The sequence below is a fragment of the Nitrincola iocasae genome (genome assembly GCF_008727795.1).
GTDB classification, from domain to species: domain Bacteria; phylum Pseudomonadota; class Gammaproteobacteria; order Pseudomonadales; family Balneatricaceae; genus Nitrincola; species Nitrincola iocasae.
Genome location: NZ_CP044222.1, coordinates 3008705 through 3025833 on the forward strand (window position 1 = coordinate 3008705; position 17129 = coordinate 3025833).

15 protein-coding genes are annotated in these 17129 nt (G+C 50.9%); 4 read left to right on the forward strand and 11 right to left on the reverse strand.

Features of this window, described 5'->3' with window-relative positions; all coding sequences use genetic code 11:
• Positions 1-2: 2 nt before the first annotated feature.
• Genes F5I99_RS13825 through F5I99_RS13850 form a run of 6 tightly spaced genes read right to left on the reverse strand, consistent with a single transcriptional unit; the run spans position 3 to position 8137 of the window.
• A complete protein-coding gene (locus F5I99_RS13825) occupies positions 3-3611 on the reverse strand; it encodes a YhdP family phospholipid transporter (RefSeq protein WP_151056953.1) in 3609 nt (1202 codons plus the stop codon).
• A 9-nt stretch (positions 3612-3620) separates the two neighbouring features.
• Positions 3621-5099 (reverse strand): ribonuclease G, encoded by a 1479-nt coding sequence (rng, locus tag F5I99_RS13830; protein WP_151056955.1) that lies wholly within the window; start codon positions 5097-5099, stop codon positions 3621-3623.
• Positions 5092-5700 (reverse strand): Maf family protein, encoded by a 609-nt coding sequence (locus F5I99_RS13835; protein WP_151056957.1) that lies wholly within the window; start codon positions 5698-5700, stop codon positions 5092-5094. The genes rng and F5I99_RS13835 overlap by 8 nt, the downstream gene beginning before the upstream one ends.
• A gap of 7 nt (positions 5701-5707) precedes the next feature.
• Positions 5708-6199, reverse strand: a complete 492-nt coding sequence (gene mreD, locus F5I99_RS13840; RefSeq protein WP_151056960.1) for a rod shape-determining protein MreD — start codon at positions 6197-6199, stop codon at positions 5708-5710.
• Positions 6196-7068: a rod shape-determining protein MreC gene (mreC, locus tag F5I99_RS13845; RefSeq protein WP_325063025.1), complete on the reverse strand. Its 873-nt coding sequence runs from the start codon at positions 7066-7068 to the stop codon at positions 6196-6198. Before mreC ends, mreD begins: the two co-directional genes overlap by 4 nt.
• A 31-nt stretch (positions 7069-7099) precedes the next feature.
• The gene (locus F5I99_RS13850) at positions 7100-8137 is read right to left on the reverse strand and encodes a rod shape-determining protein (RefSeq protein WP_151056964.1); all 1038 of its coding nucleotides are present in this window, start codon (positions 8135-8137) and stop codon (positions 7100-7102) included.
• A 147-nt stretch (positions 8138-8284) separates the two neighbouring features.
• Between F5I99_RS13850 and gatC the strand changes: the two genes are divergently transcribed.
• From gatC to gatB, 3 genes are read left to right on the forward strand one after another with little or no spacing between them, the layout of a single operon-like run.
• Positions 8285-8572 carry an Asp-tRNA(Asn)/Glu-tRNA(Gln) amidotransferase subunit GatC gene (gatC, locus tag F5I99_RS13855; RefSeq protein WP_151056966.1) on the forward strand — a complete coding sequence of 96 codons (288 nt, stop codon included), beginning with the start codon at positions 8285-8287 and terminating at the stop codon, positions 8570-8572.
• Positions 8573-8605: 33 nt separating this feature from the next.
• Entirely contained in the window at positions 8606-10060 is a 1455-nt protein-coding gene (gene gatA, locus F5I99_RS13860; RefSeq protein ID WP_151056968.1) for an Asp-tRNA(Asn)/Glu-tRNA(Gln) amidotransferase subunit GatA, read from the forward strand.
• A 12-nt stretch (positions 10061-10072) separates the two neighbouring features.
• Positions 10073-11524 (forward strand): Asp-tRNA(Asn)/Glu-tRNA(Gln) amidotransferase subunit GatB, encoded by a 1452-nt coding sequence (gene gatB, locus F5I99_RS13865; protein WP_151056970.1) that lies wholly within the window; start codon positions 10073-10075, stop codon positions 11522-11524.
• 97 nt (positions 11525-11621) lie between these two features.
• Here gatB and F5I99_RS13870 read toward each other — a convergent pair whose 3' ends face one another.
• Positions 11622-12680, reverse strand: coding sequence for a cytochrome-c peroxidase (locus tag F5I99_RS13870; RefSeq protein WP_151056972.1), 1059 nt, complete (start codon positions 12678-12680; stop codon positions 11622-11624).
• A 133-nt stretch (positions 12681-12813) separates the two neighbouring features.
• Positions 12814-13491 (reverse strand): ribulose-phosphate 3-epimerase, encoded by a 678-nt coding sequence (gene rpe / locus F5I99_RS13875; protein WP_151056974.1) that lies wholly within the window; start codon positions 13489-13491, stop codon positions 12814-12816.
• A 97-nt stretch (positions 13492-13588) separates the two neighbouring features.
• Here rpe and F5I99_RS13880 point away from each other — a divergent pair, with 97 nt between their 5' ends.
• Positions 13589-14470, forward strand: a complete 882-nt coding sequence (locus F5I99_RS13880) for a DUF3530 family protein (protein ID WP_151056976.1) — start codon at positions 13589-13591, stop codon at positions 14468-14470.
• On the opposite strand, the gene djlA is transcribed toward F5I99_RS13880, so the two are convergent.
• Genes djlA through F5I99_RS13895 form a run of 3 tightly spaced genes read right to left on the reverse strand, consistent with a single transcriptional unit; the run spans position 14467 to position 17023 of the window.
• Complete coding sequence (djlA, locus tag F5I99_RS13885) at positions 14467-15300, reverse strand: co-chaperone DjlA (protein WP_225307419.1); 834 nt, start codon at positions 15298-15300, stop codon at positions 14467-14469. The two genes, F5I99_RS13880 and djlA, sit on opposite strands and share 4 nt — an antisense overlap.
• Complete coding sequence (gene murU, locus F5I99_RS13890) at positions 15297-15989, reverse strand: N-acetylmuramate alpha-1-phosphate uridylyltransferase MurU (RefSeq protein ID WP_151056978.1); 693 nt, start codon at positions 15987-15989, stop codon at positions 15297-15299. Before murU ends, djlA begins: the two co-directional genes overlap by 4 nt.
• Entirely contained in the window at positions 15986-17023 is a 1038-nt protein-coding gene (locus tag F5I99_RS13895) for an aminoglycoside phosphotransferase family protein (protein ID WP_151056980.1), read from the reverse strand. The genes murU and F5I99_RS13895 overlap by 4 nt, the downstream gene beginning before the upstream one ends.
• Positions 17024-17129 lie beyond the last annotated feature (106 nt).

A 17129-nucleotide genomic window follows, 5' to 3' on the forward strand; every position in this document is an offset into this window, starting at 1 on the left:
CATCAGCCCTCGTTAGCGTTCAGCAGGTTCAGCTCAGGATCATCCCAGTGACCCGTTAATGTATAGGCAATGCGGGTCATTTTTTCGATGCGGTCACCCATGATTTTATCAAAAATGAATAACGCACCGGCAACCTGAGGAGCCCCAAGTAACACCGCCCCAAGAGTCAAATTACTGCTCAGTGGCACACTCACCTTAATGGTTTTATCCAGTTGCTGTGTATTCAGGTTGACGCTGCCGGTAATTTCCATGGAGGCCGACGGGCCAGTTAGCATGAATGGATCACGGGTACTTGCCAGCCCCCCATTCAGATCATAGCTGGCCTTTAACTCATCGAATACCAAGCCACGCTGAAGCAGATCACTAAAATCCAGTCGCAGTCGTCTTGACAGGGTGTTTAAATTAAGCAGCCCGAATACCCGCAGCAAGTTAGCACCACTACCGGATTCAATGATACGCCCCTCTTCAGCCTGAAAGCTGAAAGAACCATCCAGTTCAGCCACACTGAATTGCCAGGGAGCACCTGGCCAGGTCAATTGTGCTGAAGATACTAACCGAGTTGTCTCCAGAGGCCTTCCCTGCCCCCAAAGATCAAGCACATCAGCCAAATCAGCGCCTGACAGGTTTAATGTCAGGTCTGTGGCCGGATGTGCCCCAGCTTGCCAATGGGCTCTGCCACTCACAGAAAAATCAAGCAGCTCACCCTGTATGTCTTCAAAGGTTACCTGCTGTGCTTGTGGTTGCATACGCAATTGCCAGCGCCCCAAAGCCCGCTGACCCAAACGCAAGTCATCAATTTGCAGATCAAGCCTGGGAAGCTCTGAGGTATCTACCGAGTGCGTTTGATCACTACCCGATTGCAGCAACGGCACAGAAGATTCAGACTCTGCATCTGCAATGGGCAGATGCAGATAAGCAAATCGAGCGACCCATTCACCTTCAGAGACCAATGCTGGGGGTTGAATATAGCCTTGGGCGCTTAGTCCAGCCAACTCACCAGATACTTCAAGCCTGGCGGTTTGCGGCAGTACCGGAACTCCCTGGCCCAGCAACACCTGTCCACGCAGCTCAGCTGACAAGTCCATAACACCTTGCAGCAGTTGATCATAGTGAAAAGATAAACGTGAATTTTCAGGATAGATGTCCAGATACAGCGAGCGGTTCTCCTCAGCCGGTTTTGCCAATACCAAGGGTAGATCAACCGCTGTTCCTACCAGGTCTGAACGTATCTCCATGCGTGGGCAGCGTGACGACTCAGCACAAAAGGTCATATCCATCTGCGCCTGACTTTTGCCAGTAAGCCTATCGGATAGTGTTATACCAGCGAGGTGGTCCAAATTCACACTGGATACAGCCCCTTGCAGATGAACTTGCGTGTCAGTACCTTCGGTAGTTATCTGGGCATTGACCGCTTCCCCAAACAACTGCCCCTGTAAACTGTCCGATGTCAGCCCTTGCCGTGTGGTATAGCTAAGCTGCCCATTGATGCCGCTGAAATAAATATCTCTTTCCAGTAGACGCAGGCTACTTTGTTTAAGTGCCGTCTGGACTTTAACATCTATTTTGTCGGGGTCATCCACCGGAACCTGGAGATGCAAACGTGTAGTGGTCTCGCCGCTAAATTGTAAGTCATCAAAAGCTGACCCTAGATAGCCCCCCAACGCCGACTCAGTCAGTAGTGCACTAAAATCAGACGCATCGCCCTCTAACAGCGATGCCACATGCAACTGCTGACTTTGTGGTGGTAGATAGATCCAGCCACTATTGATACGTGAGTTGAGAATATTCCCTTCTGCAATATCAATTCGCAACTCTGTGTTGCGCAGATGTAAAAATATCCGCCCATCCCGTACCACCGGCCAATCGGGATGGAAGGCAAACTCAGCCTGATCGGCATCCAGAAACAACTGCACACTCACCGGTAAATGTTGCGAATCTGGACGTAAGCCTGCATGTATCAACAAACCCGCCTGGTTAACCTGTCCGGCACGAATAGCCTCTTTAAGCCAGTCATACAGGGTTTCTCCAAGCTCCCTGGGCGGTGTGTAAAACTCCGTTTGTAGGGCATCCGTGTCAGTAATACCGATTAATAGACTGAATTCGATCTGCTCCTCGGCATCAAACGGACGGTACAAGCCAAAGCGCCCGTTAGCACTAATGGCCTCATTGCGTAAGCTGAGCAAGCCACTGTTCAGACGCAACGCCTCACTACTGACTTCCCAGCTCACCAGCCCACTCGCTTCAGAGTAATTCCAGCCAGTACCAAAAAGCTGTGGAAAGTTCAGCGTAAACGCAGCGCTTTCGAGTTCAATTTGTCCCATGTCCAGATTAGCATGCAACTGACCACTGATACCGGAGGCTTCGGGCGCATCCTGCCAGGCAGATACTGCCACATCATCCAGACGGGCGGTCAACACAAAACTTAACCAGTCTTGTGGATTCTCCCACCCCACCGCTAATTGACTAACCTGCCCCTCTGGTGCCAGGCGATCCAGGACCGACTCCGCCGTATCCGGCAACACATCCAGCATTTCCACCCAGTAATGCAACACTGCAAGATCGAGTGAATCCAACGCCAGATGTAGCGGCTCAATCCCCTGGCTCTCTGACAGACGAAATTCTGAAATCAGCTCGGGCAAAACTAACTGCACCCCTTGCACGCTGGCCTGCAATGACCTGAATTGTAATTGATAACTGTCATCATCAAGCGGCAGCAGCACAAAGCGGCTTTTCAGATTATCAATTTCTGGCCACTGAGGACCTGAGATGGACAGCGGTGTCACCGAGAAATCACCTTGCAGTTCTGTCAGTTGATGATCAGACCAGCTGCCCCATAGGTGGGCCGACAGATCCAGAGCATCCATTTCCACCGGCAAAATTCCCAGATTTAATAGCTCGGGTCCCAAAGCATCACTTTGTAAAAAGAAACGGTAATCTCCACCCAGTGGATCAGTAGGATCAAATTCACTGGCATGCAGTGCGAATACGCCATAAGCATCTTCGCCAATACGCGGCATCCGCGCTGAACCACTGATTTGATACTCTCCTTGCGCGGCTTCGAACATGGCATTTATCGGCGATATCAGCTGTATCTCACCGTTTTGCGGCTGCAACCCAACATGCAGATTACTTAACACCACTGAGGGTTGATGCTGCAAAAAAGCCAGAAATTTTCCACTGCCTGCGTTATCCTCCCCATCGTTTATCCCTTCTGCCGCCGAGGGTAGCCAACGCCCTTCATATTCCTGCCAAAGCAAATCCGCATCCCGAAGTTCAGCGACGCTGAATACCGGCATAAACTGTATCAGGCTCTGCACCACATCCAGTGTCATTTCCAGGTGTTCAGCTTGTAAAGAGACAGTCGGTGCATTCGGTGAGGAAGACAGTAATGTCAGATCTTCAATGCGCAGCTGCAGATGCAGGCGAGACAGTGAGACGTTAAATTCACCAAATCGGATAGTCATACCGAGTCTGGAGCTGAGATGAGATGCGATCTGATCTGAGAAACGTGAAAGGTGAGGCAGGCCAAAGCGCAGGCTCAAAAGCACCAATGCTGGTATCAGTGCCAATACCAACAGCACTTTGTAGAGTTTTGCCAACCGACGAATCATAATGCGATCTCAGCGCAATACGACATCGAACTGTTCAGGCGAATACTGGGTTTCTGACTGAAAGCGAATAGTTTTACCGATAAACGCTTCAAGTTCAGCCACATGATCCGACGCCTCGTCCATAAGATAATTAACCACACTGGTTGCCGCCAGCAGCAAATAGCTTTCCGTATCATACGCACGGTGTTGGCGCAGTATTTCTCTGAAAATCTCGTAAGAGACTGTTTCCGGCGTTTTGACACTTCCTCGCCCCTGGCAGACTGGACAGGTTTCGCAGAGTACATGTTCAAGACTTTCACGGGTGCGCTTGCGCGTCATTTCGACCAGACCCAGTTCAGAAACCCCGGTTACTTTGCATTTTGCATGGTCTTTTTCCAGCACCCGGTCCAGTGTGCGTTGCACCTGGCGCTGGTGATCCGGGTCAATCATATCGATAAAATCGATAATAATAATCCCCCCCAGATTACGCAATCTTAGCTGACGCCCTATCGCTGTAGCCGCTTCAAGGTTAGTTTTGAAGATGGTTTCTTCCAGATTACGGTGACCTACGAATCCGCCAGTATTGATATCCACCGTAGTCATAGCTTCAGTCTGGTCAAAAATCAGATAGCCACCAGACTTCAGCTCAACTTTACGTCCCAGTGCCTTTTGCATCTCTTCTTCAACATTAAACATATCAAACAGTGGACGCTCGCCGGGGTAATACTCGATCTTATCGACAATTTCCGGCACCAGCACCTGCGCAAACTCCAACGCACTCTGATAGGTTTCTCTTGAATCGATACGGATACGCTCCACACCAGAGTGCGCCATGTCGCGCAGCGCGCGCATGTGCAATGGCAGGTCTTCATAAACGATGGAAGTAACACTTGCTGATTCGATTTTTTGCTGCAGATTGCGCCATAGACGGCGTAAAAAGTCGATATCTGATCTGAGTTCATTTTCAGCAACGCTTTCAGCCACGGTACGCAGAATAAAACCGCAACTATCCTCTGCCTGATCATTTTCTAACAGCAAAGACTCCATAATACCTTTGAGGCGCTCGCGCTCATCAACATCATCTATTCGTTGAGAAATACCAATATGGTCATTCTTCGGCATTAACACCAGATAGCGTGACGGAATAGACAAGTGGGTTGTCAGGCGCGCGCCTTTGCTACCAATAGGGTCTTTAGTTACCTGAACCAATAACGTGTCACCTTCACGAATCACCTGAGCGATAGGTACAGTGGTTCGGCTGGCGTGACTGCCATTGGTATCAACGCCCACCAGTTCATCCACTGGAATAAAGGCCGCGCGCTCAAGACCGATATCAACAAACGCCGCCTGCATACCTGGCAGCACTCTGGCAACACGACCTTTATAGATATTACCGACAATCCCCCGACGGCTGGCACGCTCAACGTAGATTTCCTGCGGCATACCATTTTCAACGACGGCCACACGCGTTTCCATTGGGGTAAAGTTGATCAGAATTTCTTCAGCCATAGGCATGTTCCTTTACTCCTGCACCCTGCTGCCAAATCATCACGCCATGGCGCTGCAACAAGGCGGCTGTTTCAAAAAGTGGCAAGCCGACAACGCCGGAATAGCTGCCGGTAATAGAACGGACGAACACCGCTGCTTTGCCCTGTATGGCGTAACCACCTGCCTTATCCAAGGGTTCGCCAGTATGCCAATAGTCCCGACACAGCGTTTCATTCAACTCAGAGAAGCTGACCTCAGTGGTCACATGAATCACTTCGTGCTGCTGCGGCGTAACCAGTGCCACCGCTGTAATCACCTGGTGAGTACGGCCTGACAAGCGCATCAACATACTAATAGCATCGGCTTCATGTTCAGGCTTACCCAATATACTTCCATCAATAGCAACACTGGTGTCTGCACCGAGCACAGCCAGTGGCCTGTCAAGTTGCCGATAACAACTTAACGCTTTTTCAAGCGCCAGACGCATTGTATAACCAGAGGGGGTTTCACCAGCCTGAACGGCTTCACAAATGGATGACGGCACGACTCGGTAGGCCACACCTATCTGCTCAAGCAAGGCCCGACGACGGGGAGATGCGGACGCCAGTATCAGCTCGGTCATGCTTGTCTCACTCTATTCTGAAGGTTCTACGTACACCGTGTAAAATAACATAGACCCAGGGCCAGAGCAGCGCACTCACTAATGAGGGCAACATAAAGTGCAAACCACCAGACGTAGTGCCAGTAATACCCTGCATCCAGAAGAACAGCAATTGGTTAACACCCACCAGTACCATCACCATCATCGATTGCTGCCACAAGGGAAACATACGCAAACGTTTGTATAACAAAAGCACCAAGTAAGCAATTAATGTCAGTGACAAAGCGTTCAGTCCCAGCACACTGCCTCGAATAATATCAAGCAACACGCCCATGGCAAACGCGCTGACCAGCCCAACTCGATGAGGCAGCATCAGCACCCAGTAGATTAATACCAATGCCACCCATTCCGGACGATACCAAAGCAAAAAAACAGGTAAAGGAATCTGACTGAGAATAAGGCCAACCAAAAAGGTCGCGAAGATAATCAGCGAGCCGCCCTGAGTGTGATCCTGCTTCATGGCGCATCAAACTCATCGGGATAATCTATCACCAGTAATTGACGACTGCGGTCCAGGCGCGCAGTGGGTCGGGCTTTAACCAGCAGAAAGGGACGTCCAGGATCATGAATTATTTCATCCACCACAGCGACCGGATAGCCTCTCGGGAAGCGTCCGCCCAGGCCGGAAGTCAGTAGCAGGTCGCCCTCCTGTATATCAGCGGTACTGGGCACATGGCTGAGCTCCAACTCATCCAACAACCCTTTACCCAGTGCAATACTTCGAAAACCACTGCGATTAACTTCGACCGGAATAGCAGTACGCGCATCCGTAATCAACATCACCCGGCTGGTATAGTGGGCCAGGGAAAGCACTTGCCCCATGATGCCTCCGGCATCAATGACCGGCTGCCCTATACGCAACCCTTCTTCAGATCCTCGATTCAAAATCACTTCATGCAGAAAAGGGTCTGGATTGATGCCAATCAACTCCACCGCCTTGACGCCTGGCTCAAGGCGTTCACGTGCATTGAGTAACTCACGCAGCTGCCGATTCTCCTCGGTCAAAGACTCCATTCGCAATGACTTGCGCTGCAGCTCCAAAGCTTCCGTACGCAGCTGTTCATTATCACGAATCAGTGCAGCACGATCTACAAACAGGTCGGAGAGCTTATCAGCTGTACGCGAGGGTATATCCACCAGCCATTGCAGAGGTGTTACCAGTAAAGTAAGGTACATGCGCCCCTCTTTCATCTTCGGCCAATTCAGATCCGTGGCAATGAGCCCCAACGTCATGATCAGCAGAAAGATAAACAGAAAGCGCGGATTACGACCACGAAAAATAGGATTAATCGGACACCTCCTGCTGTTCAGGGAACAGAGGTATCCGATTCAGAGTGAAGATTGGCCAGATCGGCATGCGTTACTCGTGTGTCAGTATCTCGAAGGAATGCTTATCCAGCATCTCAAGTGCACGACCGCCCCCTCTGGCCACACAGGTCAACGGGTCTTCAGCCATAATTACCGGTAGACCGGTTTCTTCACTGATCAGACGATCTATATTACGCAGCAACGCACCGCCCCCTGTAAGAACAATTCCATGCTCAGCAATATCAGACGCCAGTTCAGGCGGACAGCCTTCCAGCGCGCTTTTAACAGCCTGAATAATAGCTGACAAAGGCTCTTGCAGCGCTTCAAGAATTTCATTGGAGTTCAGTGTGAAACTGCGAGGAATCCCTTCGGCCAGGTTACGACCCCGGACATCAATCTCCAACACTTCGTTACTTGGGTAAGCGGTACCTACCTCCTGTTTGATGCGCTCGGCCGTTGCATCACCGATCAAGCTGCCATAGTTACGACGAACATAGGTCACAATGGACTCATCGAAACGGTCACCACCCACTCGTACTGACTCAGCATAGACAATACCGTTCAAGGAAATAACAGCAATCTCTGTGGTTCCACCACCGATATCCACCACCATTGACCCTGTGGCTTCATCCACTGGCAAGCCCGCACCGATGGCCGCTGCCATAGGCTCTTCGATCAGGTACACTTCACGGGCACCAGCGCCTATGGCGGATTCACGAATGGCTCGACGCTCTACCTGAGTTGACTTACACGGCACACAAACCAGTACCCGCGGACTTGGTGTCATAAAACTGTTGTCGTGTACTTTACTGATAAAATACTGCAACATTTTTTCGGTAACATGGAAATCAGCAATCACGCCGTCCTTCATGGGACGGATTGCGGTAATATTGCCAGGCGTACGACCGAGCATACGCTTGGCCTCAGTACCCACGGCTGCAACCGTTTTCTGATTTCCTATGGTGCGAATAGCCACCACGGAAGGTTCATTAAGTACAATGTCACGATCCCGAACATAAATCAGTGTGTTGGCTGTACCGAGGTCGATGGAAAGGTCGCTTGAAAAAAGCCCTCTGAATTTCTTAAACATGTGAATGAGTACCTGAGATTCGCCAGTTTGGCCAATAATCCTGAAAGGCTGTAACTCTAACAATGGCAGGGATTTTGAGCAAGGAACAAATGTGTTAACTTATGCATGATTACTCTTTTTTTCAAGCTTAATGTGAGAAACTGCTTTATGTCTCTGGATCGAACTGATGTTGAACGCATCGCGCATCTCGCCCGCCTGGCCATCTCTGAACCGGAAGTACCGGAATATACTGAGAGCCTCAATAGCATTCTCACGCTAATCGATCAGATGCGGGCCACGCCGACTGATGGCATAGAACCACTCGCCCATCCGCTGAATGCTGTTCAGCGCCTGCGTGCTGATACGGTCACCGAAGCAAATCAGCGTGATCAGTTACAAGCCTGCGCACCGGCTGTAGACAATGGCCTGTTCCTGGTCCCTAAAGTTATCGAATGATTGCCCTCTTATTACCGCAAGGAAAAACCACTGATGTTTAACCTGACACTCAGCGAGCTATCGCATGCTCTCAGCCGGGGAGAATTCAGCAGCGTTGAGCTCACCCAGTCGCTATTGGACCGCATTCACCGACTGGACAGCCACTACAACAGCTTTATCACTCTGGCTGATGACACTGCACTATTACAAGCCAAGGCTGCCGATGCCGCGCGCGCGGCTGGCCATGCCACCCCACTGACCGGCCTGCCGATTGCGCACAAAGATCTGTTTTGTACCCAAGGGATTCGCACCAGCTGTGGCTCTAAAATGCTGGATAACTTTATATCGCCCTACAATGCCACACTGGTGGAGCGCCTTAATCAGGCCGGTGCAGTCACTCTGGGGAAAACCAACATGGATGAATTCGCCATGGGGTCTTCCAACGAGTCCAGCTATTATGGTCCGGCCCGTAACCCCTGGGATACGCAACACGTGCCCGGCGGCTCATCCGGCGGCTCTGCCGCGGCGGTCGCTGCACGCCTGATTCCGGCAGCCACAGGCTCCGACACCGGCGGATCTATTCGCCAACCTGCTGCACTCTGTGGCATCACCGGCCTCAAACCCACCTACGGGCGCATATCACGCTATGGCATGGTGGCCTTTGCCTCATCTTTGGATCAGGCCGGTCCGATGACCCGTTCCGCAGAAGATGCGGCTCTATTGCTGCAAGTGATGGCGGGAGAAGATCCACTCGATTCCACCTGCTCAACCCAGGCCGTGCCTGATTACAGCGCCACGCTGAATGACTCGCTGGAAGGTCTGCGTATCGGCCTGCCCAAGGAGTATTTCGCAGAAGGTACTGATCCAGCCATACTGCAAAAAGTGCGCGAAGCGGTAGCTGAGTTCGAAAAACTTGGCGCCAGCGTCAAAGAGGTCAGCCTACCCAACACGCATCTATGCATACCCGCGTATTATATTCTGGCACCGGCTGAAGCCTCTTCCAACCTGTCGCGCTTTGACGGGGTTCGCTATGGCCATCGTTGCGATGATCCCAAAGATCTGGAAGATCTATACAAACGCACCCGCGCCGAAGGGTTTGGCACCGAGGTCAAACGCCGCATCATGGTCGGCACGTATGCCCTGTCAGAGGGCTTCTATGATGCTTACTACCGTAAAGCGCAACAGATCCGCCGGATGCTGCAGCAGGATTTTGTCAGCGTTCTCGACGAGGTTGATGTCATCATGGCCCCTGTAACCCCCTACCCGGCCTTCCGCCTGGGCGAAAAAAACAGTGATCCGGTGTCCATGTACATGGAAGATATATTCACTCTGTCACTCAACCTGGCAGGACTTCCCGGCATGTCAGTTCCCTGTGGTTTCACCGGAAAACTACCAGTCGGGCTGCAGATTATCGGTAACTATTTTGCCGAAGCGAAACTGCTGAATATCGCCCACAAATTCCAGCAAGTCACCGACTGGCATCAACAGGCACCTGCCACCCCTGAGTGAGGATAGATTAAGATGGAATGGGAAGTTGTTATCGGGCTGGAAATCCATGCCCAGCTCGCCACCCAAACAAAGATTTTTTCTGGAGCCAGCACCGCTTTTGGTGCTGAACCCAATACCCAGGCCTGCGCAGTCGATCTGGCGCTACCAGGCACCCTGCCGGTATTCAATGAAAACGCCCTGCGCATGGCGGTGATGTTTGGTTTGGCGGTAAATTCCGAAATTGGTAAGCGCTCTGTTTTTGATCGTAAAAACTATTTTTACCCGGACCTACCCAAAGGCTATCAGACGACACAGCTAGCTGAGCCAATTGTTGGCCCGGGCCATGTCGATATTGAGCTGGATGACGGCAGCACCCGTCGTGTACGCATCCACCATGCCCATCTGGAAGAGGATGCGGGCAAGTCGCTGCATGAAGATTTCCATGGCATGACCGGTATCGACTTGAATCGTGCTGGCACCCCCCTGGTCGAAATCGTCTCGGAACCGGATATGCGCAGCGCCAAAGAAGCCTCGGCCTACGCACGAAAAATTCACGCTATCATCACCACACTGGGTATTTGTGATGGCAATATGGCCGAAGGCTCGATGCGTTGTGACTGCAACGTCTCAATTCGTCCCAAAGGCCAGGAAGCGCTCGGCACCCGTACCGAGTTGAAAAACATCAACTCCTTCCGCTTTATCGAACGCGCTATCGATACCGAGGTCGCTCGACAAATCGATTTGATCGAAGACGGTGGCCGGGTCATACAGGAAACGCGTCTCTATGACCCGGATCGTAATGAAACCCGCAGCATGCGCTCCAAAGAGGAAGCTAACGACTACCGTTATTTTCCCTGCCCGGATCTGCTACCAGTCATCATTGACGACAGCTACATAGAGGCCATTCGTAAGGATCTTCCAGAACTACCGGATGCACGTCGTGCACGCTTTATCAACGACTACGGTTTATCAGCCTATGATGCGGCACTACTATCGGCCTACCGTCAGCAGGCTGATTATTTTGAGCTGGTGGTTTCAATCACGGGTGATGCAAAACTCTCGGCCAACTGGGTGACTGGAGAGCTGGCTCGCTACCTCAATCAGCAGGACCTGGATATCAGTGCCTCACCGGTTTCAGCCGAGCAGTTAGGTGGCCTGATCAACCGTATCAAGGATGACACCATAACCGGCAAAATTGCCAAAACCGTATTCGAAGTCCTATGGAGTGACGGTGGCACAGCCGATAGCATCATTGCGGCGAAGGGTCTGAAGCAGGTTAATGATGCTGGTGCTATTGAAGCGATGATCGACCAGGTCATTGCGGAATGCACGCCGCAGGTAGAACAGTATATTGCCGCCGAACCCGATAAGCGCGGCAAAATGCTGGGCTTTTTTATGGGCCAAGTGATGAAACTGACCCAAGGCAAAGCCAACCCGGGTCAGGTTCAGGGTGTACTGAAGAAAAAACTGGACGAGCGCTGCTGATATAGAGGCATCCAGCTACGATATAGAGCGCCAGTAACAAAAAACCGGATCATTGACCCGGTTTTTTTGTTTCTACATACTCAGTACTAACTACCGATCAATAATCTCCACCGACCATATCAACAGGACGCGGAGTTGATTTAGTGCTAACCGGCAGTTTCGGATACATTACATCCGGAACATCACCCGTCAAGGTGCGCAGGAAGGCGGTGATTTTCTGAACTTCATTGTCGTTCAGTTCAGCACCCAATTGCGCTACACCCATAACGGCAACGGCTTCTTCCAAGTCCCATACAGCTCCGGAATGGAAGTAAGGCGCTGTCAGCTCAATATTGCGCAGTGGTGCGGCGCGGAAGACATAATCATCAGTGGCTGTCTTAGTCACTTCAAAACGACCACGGTCACCCTCAGGTAGAATATCCGCACCTGGACGGGTAATCAGACCAAATGGGAAGTAACCCTGTCCACCAAAGTTAACGCCAGAGTGGCAAGCGGCACAGCCTTTATCCATAAACAGCGCCAAGCCTTCTTTCTGCTCAGCATTCAGCGCATCATCCTCACCATTGAGCCACAGGTCAAATGGTGAATTAGGGGTGATTAACGTGGCTTCAAAGGCTTCGATGGCAACTGCCATATTATCAAAACTGACCGGATCAGCCTGCTCTGGGAAGGAGGCTTTAAAGCGGTCAATATACTCTGGCATGCTGTTAAGGGTATCCACCACGCGTGCTGGCGTGCTGCTCATTTCAACCCCGGCCTGAACCGGTCCTTTAGCCTGCTCAGCCAGATCTGCCGCACGACCATCCCAGAACTGGGCGGCGTTAAAGACCGCATTGAATACGGTCGGTGCGTTACGTGGCCCTTTCTGCCAACCATGACCAATGGATACAGGCAAATAATCATCACCACCAAAACCGACGTTATGACAGGTATTACAACTGATCAAATGACTGGAAGACAGACGCGGCTCGAAGAACAGCATCGCCCCTAATTCAACTTTTTCCGGTGTCAGCACATTACCTTCAATGACAGGTGCTTCTGTTGGAATCGCTTCAAACATTCCAGTAGCACGATCACGCAACTCATCAGCCAGTGTAACCGAAGATGCCATGGACAGACAGATAGCTGCCGATAATAGATTGATTTTACTTTTCATTTTGCCCCCTTTAACCCTGATTCAGGGTATTAAACTACCCGTAATTCTAGCAGGGTTATAGGGATTGCCAAATGAAACCGGCGTCATAGTTCAATATAAAAGCTGATGTAGATCAATTAAAGCACCGTTTTTTTTATTCTATGCCAGCTTGGCTAAGCTGGCTTCGCATTTGTGCCAACGTAGCAACATAATCAGGCGTATTAAAAATAGCCGAACCAGCGACAAAAGTATCCGCGCCTGCGGCAGCGATCTGGCCAATATTGTCTACTGTCACCCCACCATCGACCTCAAGGCGTATCGGGTAACCACTGGCATCAATGCGCTGTCGTGCTTCACGCAGCTTATCCAACGTCGCCGGTATGAACTTCTGCCCACCAAAACCGGGGTTAACAGACATCAGCAGAATGATGTCAACTTTATCCATCACATAATCGAGATAGTGCAGCGGAGTTGCTGGGTTAAACACCAGACCCGATTTACAGCCACCATCACGAATCAACTGCAAGGAGCGATCAATATGCTCGGAAGCTTCTGGATGAAAGGTGATCCAGCTGGCCCCGGCTTCGATGAAATCCCCGATCAGGCGATCCACCGGCTTCACCATCAAATGGACATCAATCGGCGCAGTGATACCATGCTTGCGCAAGGCTTTACACACCATCGGTCCGATGGTCAGATTAGGCACATAATGGTTATCCATGACATCGAAGTGCACCACATCAGCACCCGCGTCCAGCACAGCATTTACTTCATCACCCAGACGGGCAAAATCTGCGGATAATATGGAAGGGGCTATCAGAAAGTCTGTCATATATAATCCTGGTCGTCAGTCTGTCAAATTTGCGTTATTGTATCGAATAACCGAGCATGCATCAGCTTTACCTTTTTTGCGAGGTCCCACCTAGATCATGAAAACGACAAAATCCGGCTTTTTTCTGGCTGCACTACTTATGACCGGCTTATTTGCTTTTGCTACTCAGGTTCAGGCATACAGCATGACAGAACTGCAAGCAGTCCTACCCGCAGACACAGAAATAGTGATGCTGGAACAAGGGGACGATAGCTACCCTGCGCTACTGCAGCAAGCTGAACGTGCCGATGCACTCGGTGGCATTCTGATACTGACCGACACTGACAGTGGTAATCAATGGCTGGAACAGTCTCATGCTTTGCGACTGTATCTGGCTGAGTACGGCTGGTGGACACTCACCAGCCAGCTCCCGCTGACACCCCTCAACTTGCCTGAAGTATCAGCACAGGATAAAGAGGAGACACTGGAAGCACACAAAACAATTGTACAACAACGGATTCAGCAAGGTCTGCAGACACTGGGCGAACGTGAACAAGCGCGTTTATTGATTATAGGCATAGGCCGCAGCGCGGCTCAAGCAACCGCATTTCTTCATCAGAACCCGAATGAAAACAACAGAGGATTGATTCTGATTAACCCCAGGCCCGTCGATGACACTCACTGGGCCGAATTTCTACAGCAACTGACTGAGCTGGAGATAACACTTATCGATCTTTATGCTGAACCCTACCCACCTGGCGAAACCGCTATCCCTGATGCACGAATGCGCCGTAATGCAGCCAGACAAGCCAGATTAGAGGATTATCACCAAAGCAGCATCAAAACACCCTGGGCAGGCTGGCGCCAGGAAATGCCCTGGCTGAGTCGCCAGCTCAGAGGCAAGTTATTAAGGCATATTATCGAACCCGATCAACGGTCCGATGATCAAATCATGGCGCCAGAAAATATGGATCAGCGCCCACCGGGTATTCGCCGTTAGCGAAATCCGCGTGCTGTACGAATACGGTCGTAAGCCCCCTGAATCTCCTGCGCCCGTTCCTTGGCCAGCTGCATCATGGCTTCAGGCATACCACGAGAGACCAGTTTATCCGGATGGTGCTGACTCATCAGCTTACGCCAAGCCTTTTTGACTTCAGCATCACTGGCTGACTCACTCACGCCCAGCACCCCATATGCCTCCGCCATCAAGGATTCGTGTGACCGTCCGGTTGCATGATCCCAGTCCCCTGCATGACGCGCAAAAGCCTGCGCCGCCTGAATACGCTCCATAACCGCACGCATCTCAATAGGACTGAATGCCAGCAAATGGCAAATTTCTTCAATCACTGACAACTCAGCCGCTGACATTTCGCCATCGGCCATAGCCACCTGCAACTGCAGTTCCAGGAACATCAGCTTTACCGGCAAGCGGTGTCTGAGCACTAATGCCAACGGTTTTAACACCGATGACATGTCAAAATCGGCCTCTTTCCCTTGAGAAAAGTATTTAATTGCCAATTGCTTGGCCGACTCATTTAACTGCATCCGCGCCATGACTTCTCGCGCAAAGCCGATCTCCGACTCGGTGACCCGACCATCCGCTTTGGCAATTTTCCCCATCACCGTAAAAGTGGCCCGGAAAAATAACTGCTGCGGTGCAATAGCCTTAATCTTTTGAAAGGCGCGTTGAACAAAGTAGCCAATCAAACCACCAAACACCAGCCCAAACAGCCCGCCGGACATCAACCCAACCAAGCCACCTAACACCAAACCGGTTTTGTAACGGATAAATTCCTGCCCGGTTTTTTCGCCCCAATGTTGACCGCTCACTCTTTTATTTCCTCAATTAACTGCCGATCCAACTGATATAAACGCTCTGGAGTACCGACATCGGACCAGCAGCCACCATGATACACACCCCGCAAACATCCGCTGGCAATCGCCTGCCTGAATAAAGGTGCCAAAGGAAAGCGTCCAGACTGACAGGATTCGAACAAATGACCTTTGAGCACACTGATACCACTGAAGGTATGTGAACGCCCATTTTCAGGATGCAAATAACCGCTGGAATCCAGCTTAAAGTCACCCTGCTCATGCCATTTCGGATTATCCACCATCAACAATACGCCTAAATCCTGCTCTGCTAGTGGCGTATCTATCAGCAATCGCAGATCCAGATCACAAAATACATCGGCGTTGATCACCAGAAAGCGATCATCTGACTCAGTTATTAATTGGGGCAGCGCTTTCAGAATACCACCCCCAGTCTCAAGGGGTTCGGTTTCAGCTGAATAACAGATATCCAGCCCCCACGACTGCCCGTTGCCCAATTCAGCCTCTAGTTGCTCGCCCAGCCAGGCATGATTGATGACCACCTGGGTAATACCTGACGCAGCCAGCCGCTCCAAGTGCCAGACAATCAGTGCCTTCCCACCCACCTGCAACAGGGGTTTTGGAGTGTGTAAAGTCAATGGACGCATGCGTGTACCCAAGCCTGCCGCGAGGATCATTGCCTTCATATATACCACCGATCATTTAGTTCACGACCTTGTAATTCAGGTTGTTGATTAACAGTGGGTATAACCTGACTTTGTAACCAGTCAGCAAACTCGGAGAACTCAGGGTAACGCTGGGCACTCTGATACAAATTGCGCAAAGTCAGCGGAATATCCTGAAGATAGGCTGTTTTACCATCACGCAAACACAAACGCGCAAATATCCCACACACTTTAAGGTGGCGCTGCATCCCCATCCAGTCAAATGCCTGTTTGAATGCAGCAACATCCATAGATTTTGCCAGCGGAGATTGCTGCTGAAACTGCTCTACCCACCCAGCAACTTTTTCTTCCGGCCAGTGGATATAACTGTCACGCAGCAATGAAACCAGATCATAGGTCAGTGCACCGGCAACAGCATCCTGAAAATCGATCACCCCGATTTGTGCATCTGGCAGAAGCATCAGGTTACGCGAATGGTAATCTCGGTGTACAGTGACCTGCGGTTGCGCCAGTGCGGCTTCAACCAACTGCGATTCCACCTTTGCCAACAAGCTGGATTGCGACCTGGGCAGTGATAGCCCCAGCCAGCGCTGTAAAAACCACTCATGGAACAACTGCATTTCCCGACGCAGCAAGATCTCATCATAAGGCGGTAATGTCTGTGCTGGAATACTTTGAATTTTAACCAGCTCGGAAAAAGCTGACGCGTATAAACCATCCGCAGTTCCAGAATTCAGTGCCGCATAGAATAGTTGGTCACCAAAGTCTTCAAGCAGTAAAAACCCTTGATCAAGATCCTCAGCCAGTAATTTCGGTACCCGTACACCTGCGGCAAGCCACTGTTGTGCGACTGCCACAAAGGGGCGACAGTCCTCATGCTCAGGCGGCGCATCCATAACAATAAAAGATTGTTTGTCAGCCTGAACTCTAAAGTAGCGCCGAAAACTGGCATCTCCAGCCACCGGCTCCAGTGTAATGGGCTCATCTACCCCTAAAGCAAAACCAGTTATTTGCTTAGCTACCCAGTTTTTAAGCGCCAGCTGTCGCCTTCCCATTCGTTGTCCCCTAGCACTTGCCCTAGTTAATGCTTTATTATGCAGTGCTTAATAGTACTAGACTCACAGGCAGCAAGAAACTCTGCCTGATTCGCTACCGGACTGC

Bases quoted from the DNA above. Each gene is read 5' to 3' on its own strand.
- rng (WP_151056955.1), bottom strand. From the start codon at position 5,099: ATGGCTGAAGAAATTCTGATCAACTTTACCCCAATGGAAACGCGTGTG.
- F5I99_RS13895 (WP_151056980.1), bottom strand. From the start codon at position 17,023: ATGGGAAGGCGACAGCTGGCGCTTAAAAACTGGGTAGCTAAGCAAATA.
- F5I99_RS13835 (WP_151056957.1), bottom strand. From the start codon at position 5,700: ATGACCGAGCTGATACTGGCGTCCGCATCTCCCCGTCGTCGGGCCTTG.
- gatC (WP_151056966.1), top strand. From the start codon at position 8,285: ATGTCTCTGGATCGAACTGATGTTGAACGCATCGCGCATCTCGCCCGC.
- rpe (WP_151056974.1), bottom strand. From the start codon at position 13,491: ATGACAGACTTTCTGATAGCCCCTTCCATATTATCCGCAGATTTTGCC.
- F5I99_RS13825 (WP_151056953.1), bottom strand. From the start codon at position 3,611: ATGATTCGTCGGTTGGCAAAACTCTACAAAGTGCTGTTGGTATTGGCA.
- murU (WP_151056978.1), bottom strand. From the start codon at position 15,989: ATGAAGGCAATGATCCTCGCGGCAGGCTTGGGTACACGCATGCGTCCA.
- gatA (WP_151056968.1), top strand. From the start codon at position 8,606: ATGTTTAACCTGACACTCAGCGAGCTATCGCATGCTCTCAGCCGGGGA.
- gatB (WP_151056970.1), top strand. From the start codon at position 10,073: ATGGAATGGGAAGTTGTTATCGGGCTGGAAATCCATGCCCAGCTCGCC.
- F5I99_RS13880 (WP_151056976.1), top strand. From the start codon at position 13,589: ATGAAAACGACAAAATCCGGCTTTTTTCTGGCTGCACTACTTATGACC.
- F5I99_RS13870 (WP_151056972.1), bottom strand. From the start codon at position 12,680: ATGAAAAGTAAAATCAATCTATTATCGGCAGCTATCTGTCTGTCCATG.
- F5I99_RS13850 (WP_151056964.1), bottom strand. From the start codon at position 8,137: ATGTTTAAGAAATTCAGAGGGCTTTTTTCAAGCGACCTTTCCATCGAC.
- mreD (WP_151056960.1), bottom strand. From the start codon at position 6,199: ATGAAGCAGGATCACACTCAGGGCGGCTCGCTGATTATCTTCGCGACC.